Raw genomic sequence first — 10,269 nt, 5'->3', positions numbered from 1 at the left:
TTGGACGGGCAGTTTGACGGCAAAGTCGGTGTTCAGCGCGGCTTCCAGACCGGCAACGTTCCACTGCTCCGGCAGGGATTGCGGCGGAATATGCTGACTGATGAGATTGTTGAGCACTTCCTCACGGAAGTCAGCGATGGTCTCACCAATGTTCTCGGCAGCCAGCAGCGTGTTACGCATGTGATAGATCACTTTGCGCTGCTCGTTGGCCACGTCATCGAACTCGAGCAATTGCTTGCGGATATCGAAGTTGCGACCTTCCACTTTGCGCTGCGCTTTTTCGATGGCGTTGGTCACCATGCGGTGCTCGATAGCCTCACCGGACTGCATGCCCAGCGCCTTCATGAAATTCTTCACGCGGTCCGAGGCGAAGATACGCATCAGGCTGTCTTCGAGCGAGAGGTAGAAACGGCTGGAACCGGTGTCACCCTGGCGGCCGGCACGGCCACGCAGCTGGTTGTCGATACGGCGCGATTCGTGGCGCTCGGAGGCAATAACGTGCAAGCCACCCGCTTCGATCACCTGCTGATGGCGTTTCTGCCAGTCAGCCTTGATCTGTGCGATCTGCTCAGGGGTCGGATCTTCCAGATTGGCGACCTCTACTTCCCAGTTACCGCCCAACAGGATGTCGGTACCGCGACCCGCCATGTTGGTAGCAATGGTCAAAGCACCCGGACGACCGGCCTGCGCGATGATTTCTGCTTCTTTTTCGTGGAACTTGGCGTTCAGAACCTTGTGATCGATGCCTTCCTGCTTGAGCAGGTTGGACATGTGTTCGGAGGTTTCGATGGTCGCCGTACCTACCAGCACCGGACGGTTCTCTGCAATGCAGGCCTTGATGTCGGTAACGATGGCTGCGTACTTCTCTTCCGCCGTCAGATAGACGAGGTCGTTGAAATCTTTACGCGCCAACGGCTTGTTCGGCGGGATGACCATGACGGCCAGGTTGTAGATCTGGTGGAGTTCGAACGCTTCGGTGTCGGCCGTACCGGTCATGCCGGACAGTTTGTTGTACAGACGGAAGTAGTTCTGGAACGTGGTCGATGCCAGGGTCTGGCTTTCGGCCTGAATGTTCAGGTTTTCCTTGGCTTCGATGGCCTGATGCAGGCCCTCGGACAGGCGACGGCCCGGCATGGTACGGCCGGTATGCTCGTCGACCAGCAGAACCTGGCCGTCTGCAACGATGTACTCGACGTTGCGGTTGAACAGTTTGTGCGCACGCAGACCGGCATAAACGTGAGTCAGCAGGCCCAGGTTGTGCGCCGAGTACAGGCTCTCGCCTTCAGCCAGCAGGCCGACTTCGGTGAGCATTTCCTCGATGAATTGGTGACCGGCTTCGTTCAGCTCAACCTGACGGGTTTTCTCGTCAACGGTGAAGTGGCCCGGTTTGGTGACTTCGCCTTCCACTTCCTCGATATGCTGCTCGAGCTTGGGGATCAGGCGGTTGATTTCGGTGTACAGCTTGGAGCTGTCTTCGGCCTGACCGGAGATGATCAGCGGCGTACGCGCTTCGTCGATCAGAATTGAGTCGACTTCGTCGATTACGGCGAAATTGAGTTCGCGCTGGAACTTGTCGTCCATGCTGAACGCCATGTTGTCGCGCAGGTAATCGAAGCCGTATTCGTTATTGGTGCCGTAGGTGATGTCGGCAGCATAAGCAGCGCGTTTTTCTTCCGGCGGCTGGAATGGTGTGACGATGCCTACGGTCAGCCCGAGGAATTCGTACAACGGACGCATCCAGTTGGCATCTCGGCGAGCGAGATAGTCGTTCACAGTGACTACGTGAACGCCCTTGCCGGAAAGCGCATTGAGGTACACAGCCAACGTACCGACCAGGGTTTTACCTTCACCGGTACGCATTTCCGCGATCTGACCTTCGTGCAGGGTCATACCGCCGATCAACTGAACGTCGAAGTGGCGCATGCCCATGACGCGCTTGCCCGCTTCACGAGCGACAGCAAAGGCTTCCGGCAGTAATTGATCGAGGGTCTCGCCTTTGGCTATGCGGGCCTTGAACTCTTCGGTCTTGGCGCGCAATTGCTCGTCCGAAAGGGCCACCATTTGCTCTTCGAAGGCATTGACGATCTGTACCGTCTTGAGCATGCGTTTTACTTCACGCTCGTTCTTGCTTCCAAAAAGTTTTTTCAACAAAGGCGCAAACATATCGACAGGATCTTCCACACATAGGAATGGAGGGCGGCCCCGTGAGTCGCCCGTGCAGCCCAGATGGCCGCATGCGAACGAGCATTCTACCCGGAAACGATGGTGAGGAAAGTGGCGTTATTCCACGATGCTGGCACAGCGCTGTTATGGGGCAGGTTTACAATGGGGCCAATTTCAAGCACTTCAACCCATAATCCGGGGAAGTTACTCATTGATTTGCATATGAAAGCACGGAAATGCCCTGAAAAGCAGCCGTTAGAACGCTTTCTGTTAAGATGTTCATCTTGTTACCAGGCACTCCACCATGGCCTTTCGTCCTCTGAACGCCCGCCCGCCCGCGGTTCTGCTGCGTGAAGCCAAGCCTCTGAAGGCTATCTTTCGCCACGCCGAACGCCTTAGCCATTTGCAGCGCCTGCTCGAAAGTCAGCTGCAACCAGCCGCGCGCGAGCACTGTCGTGTGGCCTCGTGGCGCGAAGGCACCTTGTTGCTGATCGTGACGGATGGTCACTGGGCCACGCGCCTGCGCTATCAGCAGAAGCGCCTGCACCGGCAACTGATGGCCTTCGACGAATTCATCAACCTGACGCGCATTGTCTTCAGGGTGCAGCCACCTGAAGCCCCGCGCGGAGCGGCCACGCACACCATCGACCTGTCTTCGATTGCCGCCGAGAACATTCAGGCCACCGCCGATGGCATCACTGATCCCAAGCTGCGGGCAGCACTTGAGCGGCTGGCCAGCCATGCCAAGGACAAGAAATAACGTCTGAGTGATTTTCGCCAGATCCTCTGCGCAACTGGCTTTGCCCAATGAAGCCGATAAAAAAAGGCCACCCGAGGGCAGCCTTTAAAGAACAAAAGGAAAGAGAGTAAAGCTTGCCTACACGGCCGCGACAGGGCGCATGTAGGAAATAGGTGCCGTACTGGCATCCTCGAAAGTCACCACTTCCCAGGCGTCTTTCTGCTCGATCAACGTGCGCAGGAGACGATTGTTCAGTGCATGCCCCGATTTGAAGCCACGGAACTCACCGATCAGGCTATTGCCCAGCAGGTAAAGGTCACCGATGGCGTCGAGGATTTTGTGTTTGACGAATTCGTCCTCGTAACGCAGGCCGTCTTCGTTCAGTACGCCGTCCTTGTCGACCACGATGGCGTTTTCCACACTGCCGCCGAGTGCGAGGTTGTGCTTGCGCAGGTACTCGATGTCACTCATGAACCCGAAGGTCCGGGCACGGCTGACTTCCTTCACGAAGGAAGTGCTGGAAAAGTCCACGCTTGCACTCTGGGTGCGATCACGGAAGACGGGGTGATCGAAATCGATCTCGAAACTGACCTTGAACCCTTCGAAAGGCACGAAAGTAGCGCGTTTACCGCCCTCCTCCACTGTGACCTCACGCAGGATGCGGATGAATTTCTTCGGCGCGTCCTGTTCTTCCAGGCCAGCCGATTGAATCAGGAATACGAAAGGGCCTGCGCTGCCGTCCATGATAGGAACTTCGGAGGCAGAGAGCTCGACGTAGGCGTTATCGATGCCAAGGCCAGCCATGGCCGAGAGCAGGTGTTCTACCGTGTCAACTTTGACATCACCATTGACCAGAGTGGTCGACAGAGTGGTGTCGCCGACGTTTTCCGCACGCGCAGGGATCTGCACGACGGGGTCAAGGTCAGCTCGGCAAAACACAATGCCGGTATTCACAGGTGCGGGCTTGAGGGTCAGGTAAACCTTCTCCCCGGAGTGCAGGCCTACACCTGTGGCACGGATAATATTTTTCAGGGTGCGTTGTTTAATCATGGCATGGGCCGCTTCAGCGCAAGTTGCGAACTGGTATCAACAAAGGCTGGCGATGATAGCAGACCATGCCTTTGCTGAACACCAATCACCCTAATACCCCTGATACATTTCATCAATCGGCCTGACGACGCAGGAAAGCCGGGATATCCAGGTAATCCAGATCATCGTTAGGGTTCATCTTCGCCGCTGCCGTAGCGCCTGCGTGTGCCTGATTGCGCATCACGGTAGGACGGTCCAGATCGCGGTAGTTGACCGAAGGTGCTTCCTGGCGCGACGCCTGCTGGGCAGGAGCCTGCTGGGTGGTCTGCAGCGTGTTGTCGATGACCTTGACCGGCTTCTCGATTTTCGCGCCCAGGCCGGTGGCAACCACAGTCACGTGCAACTCGTCACGCATGTCCGGATCGATTACCGTACCGACCTTGACCATCGCGTGCTCGGAAGCGAACGCTTCGATGATGCTACCCACGTCCGAGTACTCACCCAGCGACAGGTCAGGACCGGCAGTGATGTTGACCAGGATGCCGCGAGCGCCCTGCAGGTTGACGTCTTCGAGCAACGGGTTGCGAATGGCCGCTTCGGTGGCTTCACGCGCACGGTTAGGACCGCTGGCGCAGCCAGTACCCATCATCGCCATGCCCATTTCGCTCATCACGGTGCGGACGTCGGCGAAGTCGACGTTGATCATGCCCGGACGCTTGATGATGTCGGAGATACCGCGAACGGCACCGGCCAGTACATCGTCAGCCTTGGCGAAAGCCGACAGCAGGCTGGCGTCCTTGCCCAGGATGGTCAGCAGCTTCTCGTTGGGGATGGTGATCAACGAGTCGACGCTTTCGGACAGCATGCGGATGCCTTCATCGGCGATCTGCATACGCTTGCGACCTTCGAACGGGAACGGACGGGTCACGACTGCGACCGTCAGAATACCCATTTCCTTGGCCACTTCAGCAATGATCGGTGCTGCACCGGTACCGGTACCGCCGCCCATGCCAGTGGTGATGAAAACCATGTTGGTGCCCTGCAGAACTTCTGCAATGCGCTCACGATCTTCCAGTGCGGCCTGACGACCGACTTCAGGGTTGGCGCCAGCGCCAAGGCCTTTGGTCACGCCGGTGCCCAGTTGAAGAATGGTCCGCGCGCCAATGTTTTTCAGCGCTTGAGCATCTGTGTTGGCACAGATGAATTCCACGCCTTCGATGTTGCTCTTGACCATGTGATTGACAGCGTTTCCGCCACCACCGCCTACACCGATAACTTTGATAACCGGGCTTTGCGGGACGTTGTCTACGAGTTCGAACATTTCTCTCTCCTTCCGCTTTCTAGTTAGTTTTGCCTACTGCCTGCCGATATTGCTTTTGAAGCCCTGAATCTGAAGCTGTGAAACTTTTAAACGTTGAAACTTAGAAATTGCCCTGCACCCAACGCTTGATACGCTCAAGCACCGGTGCCTTGGTTTCGTCGCTGTAACTGCTGTTGCCGACCATCCCGGACAGTGAAATGCCGTCCGACTGTTTTTGCAGCCCGTACATCAACAGGCCTACGCCGGTCGAGTAGATAGGGTTGCGCACGACATCAGCGAGCCCTTTGACGCTGTGCGGCACGCCAAGGCGTACCGGCATGTGGAAGATTTCCTCGGCCAGCTCGACCGCACCCTCCATTTTCGCTGTGCCCCCGGTCAGCACGATGCCAGCCGGGATCAGGTCTTCGTAACCGCTGCGGCGCAGCTCGGCCTGGATCAGCGTGAACAGCTCGTCGTAACGAGGCTCTACCACTTCGGCCAGGGCCTGACGCGACAGCTCGCGAGGTGGACGGTCGCCTACACTCGGTACTTTGATGGTTTCACCGGCACCGGCCAGTTTGGCCAGGGCGCAGGCGTAGCGAATCTTGATTTCTTCGGCGTACTGGGTCGGGGTACGCAACGCCATGGCGATGTCGTTGGTGACCTGATCGCCCGCAATCGGGATAACCGCCGTGTGACGAATGGCGCCTTCGGTGAAGATCGCGATGTCGGTCGTACCGCCACCGATATCCACCAGGCACACGCCCAGCTCTTTCTCGTCATCGGTAAGTACGGAATACGCCGACGCCAGTTGTTCAAGAATGATGTCGTCGACTTCCAGACCGCAGCGACGCACGCACTTCTCGATGTTCTGCGCGGCATTCACTGCGCAGGTCACGACGTGAACCTTGGCTTCCAGACGTACACCGGACATGCCCAAAGGCTCACGCACGCCTTCCTGGTTATCGATCACGTAATCCTGAGGGAGGGTGTGCAGCACGCGCTGGTCGGCAGGAATGGCCACCGCCTGAGCAGCATCGAGCACACGCTCCAGGTCCGCAGAACTGACTTCGCGATCACGAATCGCCACGATGCCGTGCGAATTCAGGCTGCGAATGTGGCTGCCTGCAACGCCGACAAATGCCGAGTGAATACGGCAACCCGCCATCAGCTGCGCTTCTTCGATTGCACGCTGGATCGACTGCACGGTCGACTCGATATTCACTACCACGCCCTTCTTCAGGCCGCGGGAGGGATGGGTACCGATACCCACGATTTCCAGCGAGCCATCAGCCGCGACTTCGCCTACCAGTGCCACCACCTTGGAGGTACCGATATCCAGCCCGACGATCATTTTGCCGCTTTGCACGTTTGCCATGGTCCTGCCTCTTATCAATTCTTCGCGACGGCGGGTTTATCCGTCGTTGCCGCTGCCTGTTCGCGCCAACCGACCGCAAGGCCGTTGGAGTAACGCAAGTCGACGCGCGCGATATTCGTGATTTGTTCTTTCAGCGTTTTGTCGTAAATCGCGATGAAACGGCGCATTTTTTCGACGAGGTGGTCGCGTCCAAGCAACAATTCGATTCCCGGGCCAGCACTACCGGCGCCTGTCGTCAGGAACCAGCTGCCGCGCTCGCGCAGCTCCAGGCGCACGATGGAGAAGCCCAGCGGGCGCAACATCTGACTCAACACCTGATACTGCTGCATCACCTGCTGCTGGGCCCGCTGCGGGCCGAACAACTGGGGAAGATGTTCGTAATTGGACAGTTCACGCGGCGTGAAAGCCTGCCCCTGGTTATTCAACAGCGCTTCATCACCCCAACGGGCAACCGGCAACTGCTCTTCAAGACGAATCACAACCTGATCCGGCCATACACGACGAACTTCGGCGTGGGCGATCCAGGGCATCTGCTCAAGCTCGGTGCGCATGCCGGTCAGATCGATCTTGAAAAAGCTCGACGCCACATAAGGCGCAATCCGCTGTTGCACGGCCTGCTGGCTGATGTAACTCAAATCGCCCTGCACATTGATGCGGGTAATCGGGCGGTCGGCGTACGGCAGCAGACGTTGCGCTGCCTCATAAGTGCCGAACCCCAGAACCACCAGCAACACAGGCCAGAGCAGACGCTTCAGAACACTGAAGTTAGCCTTGGGCAGGCGCGCCGACAGAGGCTCCTTGGCCACCATTCGGCTGGCGCCACGCGGCACCGGCTTGTTGCGGCCGGGTGCAGGTGGCTGAGGACGTGCCGACGCGCCGTACATGCCTTACCCTCTCGCCTGAACACTGTCGGCCAGAATCGCCAACACCAGTTGTTGAAAATCCAGACCTGCAGCACGCGCAGCCATTGGCACCAGACTGTGATCGGTCATGCCGGGCACGGTATTCACTTCCAGTAACCAGAACTTGCCTTGTGCGTCCTGCATGACATCCGTGCGCGCCCACCCTGCAATACCGATGGCGTCGCAAGCGCGTGCTGCAAGTTGTTTGAGTTCCTGTTCCTGCGCATCGCCAAGCCCGCAAGGGATCCGGTACTGAGTATCGGACGCCAGGTACTTGGCATCGTAATCATAAAAACTGTGAGGAGTGCCCAGGCCAATGGGAGGCAACACCTGGCCACGCAGAGACGCCACAGTGAACTCAGGTCCCTGAATCCACTGTTCGACTAATACTTGCGAATCGTAGGTACTGGCGGCTTTCCAGGCGGCGATCAATTCATCGACGCTGTTCACCTTTGCCATACCGATACTTGAACCTTCATGGGCCGGTTTGACGATCAAAGGGAAGCCCAGTTCCGTCGCTGCGCAAATACAATCGCTCTCGTTTCCAAGAACAGCATGCAAGGGCGTTGCAAGGCCGAGACTCTGCCAGACCTGCTTGGTGCGCAACTTGTCCATCGCCAGCGCGGAAGCCAGTACACCACTGCCGGTATAAGGGATTTCCAGGCATTCCAACAGGCCTTGCATGGTGCCGTCTTCGCCGCCTCGCCCGTGCAGAACAATGAAGGCACGGTCGATCTTTTCACTGACCAGTCGCTGCAGGAAGTCATCGCCCACATCAATGCCGAACGCATCCACGCCAGCATCGAGCAGTGCCTTGAGCACGGCATTACCCGAGTTCAGGGAGACTGCACGCTCGGCACTCTTGCCACCAAAGAGCACGGCGACACGGCCGAAGCTTTTCGGCTCGAGTGTCGAGCGCAGGGACGGCTGGGCGACGGCTGTCATTTCAGCTTCCCTTCGGTGGGGGCCACTTTGGCACCGGCGAACAGTGGGCTTTTCAGCAGCTGTGGCGCAAGACCAGCGATGTCGCCAGCGCCCTGACACAACAGGATGTCGCCGGCACGCAACAGCGGCTTGACCAGCGGCGCCAGCTCGACACCACGCTCGATGTAGATCGGGTCCAGCTGGCCACGCTGACGAATGCTGTGGCACAGGTTGCGGCTGTCCGCACCAGGAATCGGTTCTTCACCGGCCGGGTAGACTTCCATCAGCAGCAGCACATTGGCGTCTGCCAGCACCTGGACGAAATCGTCGTACAGGTCACGGGTGCGGCTGAAACGGTGTGGCTGGTAAACCATCACCAGACGACGGTCAGGCCAGCCGCCACGCACAGCGTTGATAACGGCAGCGACTTCGCGCGGATGGTGACCGTAGTCATCGACCAGCATCACGTTGCCGCCGTCAACCGGCAGCTCGCCGTAGACCTGGAAGCGCCGACCGACGCCCTGGAACCTGGAAAGGCCCTGAACGATGGCCTCGTCGCTGACGCCCTCGTCGGTGGCGATAGCGATGGTCGCCAGCGAGTTGAGTACGTTGTGATTGCCGGGCATGTTCACCGACACATCCAGCGGCTCGCGGTCGCGGCGCAGTACGGTAAAGAATGTCAGCATGCCGTCCTGACGCACGTTGATCGCACGTATGTCGGCAGACTCGCTGAAGCCGTAGGTCAACGTCGGGCGCTTGACCTGCGGGAGAATTTCACGCACTACCGGATCGTCGATGCACATGACCGCCAGGCCATAGAACGGCAGGTTGTGCAGGAACTCGACAAAGGTCTTCTTCAGTTTGTTGAAGTCGCCTTCGTAGGTCGCCATGTGATCGGCGTCGATATTGGTGACCACAGCGACCAGAGGCTGCAGGTGCAGGAAGCTGGCGTCGCTCTCATCGGCTTCGGCGATCAGGTAGCGGCTGGTGCCCAGCTGCGCATTGGTGCCCGCCGCGTTGAGACGGCCGCCAATCACGAAGGTCGGGTCCAGGCCGCCGGCAGCGAATACCGAAGCGATCAGGCTGGTGGTGGTGGTCTTGCCGTGCGTACCGGCAACAGCGATGCCGTGGCGATAACGCATCAGCTCGGCGAGCATCTCGGCACGCGGTACGACCGGAATGCGGCGCTCCAGCGCGGTGGCCACTTCCGGGTTGGAGGTGTTGACGGCACTGGACACTACCAGCACGTCGGCACCGATGGTGTTCTCGGCACGATGGCCGATAAAAAACTGTGCGCCGAACGATTCCAGGCGCTCGGTCACGACCGAGCCCTTCAGGTCGGAGCCCGAGACTTCGTAACCCAGGTTCAACAACACCTCGGCGATCCCGCACATGCCGACACCGCCGATACCGACGAAGTGGACACGACGGATACGGCGCATTTCAGGTTGTGGCATGGCGCGTTGATTCTCAACCATGGGCCACCTCCACACAGACGTTGACGACAGTGCTGGTTGCATCAGGCATGGCCAGGCTGCGTGCAGTGCGGGCCATGCTGTTCAATTGTTCGGGTTGCATCAAAACCTCTTTCAGGCGTGCTGCCATCTCGGCGGCACCAGTTGCCGCTTGCGGCATGACGAAGGCTGCGCCTTCGCGAGCCAGATAGTCAGCGTTACGTGACTGATGGTCATCAATCGCGTGGGGCAGCGGTATCAGCAACGACGGCAGGCCGGCGGCGGCCAGTTCGCTGATGGTCAATGCGCCTGCGCGGCAGACCACCAGATCGGCCCAGCCATAGGCTTGGGCCATGTTCTGTATGAATGGCGCAACCTTA

At 58.6% G+C, this 10,269-nt stretch carries 9 protein-coding genes; 1 reads left to right on the top strand and 8 read right to left on the bottom strand.

The annotated features are described in order from the left end of the window. A partial coding sequence (gene secA, locus ALO64_RS09940; protein WP_235804989.1) for a preprotein translocase subunit SecA occupies positions 1-2,163 on the bottom strand: 2,163 nt, incomplete at its 3' end. A 304-nt stretch (positions 2,164-2,467) separates the two neighbouring features. Here secA and ALO64_RS09935 point away from each other — a divergent pair. Next, positions 2,468-2,923 (top strand): DUF721 domain-containing protein, encoded by a 456-nt coding sequence (locus tag ALO64_RS09935; protein WP_044343934.1) that lies wholly within the window; start codon positions 2,468-2,470, stop codon positions 2,921-2,923. A gap of 117 nt (positions 2,924-3,040) precedes the next feature. Here the strand turns inward: ALO64_RS09935 and lpxC are convergent, their stop codons facing one another. The 7 genes from lpxC to ALO64_RS26270 all read right to left on the bottom strand — a co-directional run. Beyond that, positions 3,041-3,952, bottom strand: a complete 912-nt coding sequence (gene lpxC, locus ALO64_RS09930; RefSeq protein ID WP_002555040.1) for a UDP-3-O-acyl-N-acetylglucosamine deacetylase — start codon at positions 3,950-3,952, stop codon at positions 3,041-3,043. A 112-nt stretch (positions 3,953-4,064) separates the two neighbouring features. Further along, positions 4,065-5,252: a cell division protein FtsZ gene (gene ftsZ, locus ALO64_RS09925; RefSeq protein WP_002555041.1), complete on the bottom strand. Its 1,188-nt coding sequence runs from the start codon at positions 5,250-5,252 to the stop codon at positions 4,065-4,067. 100 nt (positions 5,253-5,352) lie between these two features. Then, the gene (ftsA, locus tag ALO64_RS09920; protein WP_002555042.1) at positions 5,353-6,609 is read right to left on the bottom strand and encodes a cell division protein FtsA; all 1,257 of its coding nucleotides are present in this window, start codon (positions 6,607-6,609) and stop codon (positions 5,353-5,355) included. A gap of 14 nt (positions 6,610-6,623) precedes the next feature. Further along, complete coding sequence (locus ALO64_RS09915) at positions 6,624-7,493, bottom strand: cell division protein FtsQ/DivIB (protein ID WP_004666180.1); 870 nt, start codon at positions 7,491-7,493, stop codon at positions 6,624-6,626. A gap of 3 nt (positions 7,494-7,496) precedes the next feature. Beyond that, on the bottom strand, positions 7,497-8,456 hold the full coding sequence (locus ALO64_RS09910) for a D-alanine--D-alanine ligase (protein WP_044343933.1): 960 nt from the start codon (positions 8,454-8,456) through the stop codon (positions 7,497-7,499). Next, positions 8,453-9,913, bottom strand: coding sequence for a UDP-N-acetylmuramate--L-alanine ligase (gene murC, locus ALO64_RS09905; RefSeq protein WP_044343932.1), 1,461 nt, complete (start codon positions 9,911-9,913; stop codon positions 8,453-8,455). The genes ALO64_RS09910 and murC overlap by 4 nt, the downstream gene beginning before the upstream one ends. Continuing rightward, positions 9,906-10,269: glycosyltransferase (locus tag ALO64_RS26270; RefSeq protein WP_268872037.1), on the bottom strand; the 364-nt coding region annotated here is incomplete at its 5' end. The genes ALO64_RS26270 and murC, both read right to left, overlap by 8 nt.

Origin of the sequence: Pseudomonas meliae, assembly GCF_001400515.1 — a bacterium.
Lineage (GTDB): Bacteria > Pseudomonadota > Gammaproteobacteria > Pseudomonadales > Pseudomonadaceae > Aquipseudomonas > Aquipseudomonas amygdali.
Note: the sequence above shows the minus strand (reverse complement) of the source record. Positions and strands in the feature narration are given on the sequence as shown.

What these genes read in the sequence shown, in the direction of transcription:
- lpxC (WP_002555040.1), bottom strand. Translation starts at nt 3,952, where the DNA reads ATGATTAAACAACGCACCCTGAAAAATATTATCCGTGCCACAGGTGTA.
- ALO64_RS09935 (WP_044343934.1), top strand. Translation starts at nt 2,468, where the DNA reads ATGGCCTTTCGTCCTCTGAACGCCCGCCCGCCCGCGGTTCTGCTGCGT.
- ALO64_RS09910 (WP_044343933.1), bottom strand. Translation starts at nt 8,456, where the DNA reads ATGACAGCCGTCGCCCAGCCGTCCCTGCGCTCGACACTCGAGCCGAAA.
- ftsA (WP_002555042.1), bottom strand. Translation starts at nt 6,609, where the DNA reads ATGGCAAACGTGCAAAGCGGCAAAATGATCGTCGGGCTGGATATCGGT.
- murC (WP_044343932.1), bottom strand. Translation starts at nt 9,913, where the DNA reads ATGGTTGAGAATCAACGCGCCATGCCACAACCTGAAATGCGCCGTATC.
- ALO64_RS09915 (WP_004666180.1), bottom strand. Translation starts at nt 7,493, where the DNA reads ATGTACGGCGCGTCGGCACGTCCTCAGCCACCTGCACCCGGCCGCAAC.
- ftsZ (WP_002555041.1), bottom strand. Translation starts at nt 5,252, where the DNA reads ATGTTCGAACTCGTAGACAACGTCCCGCAAAGCCCGGTTATCAAAGTT.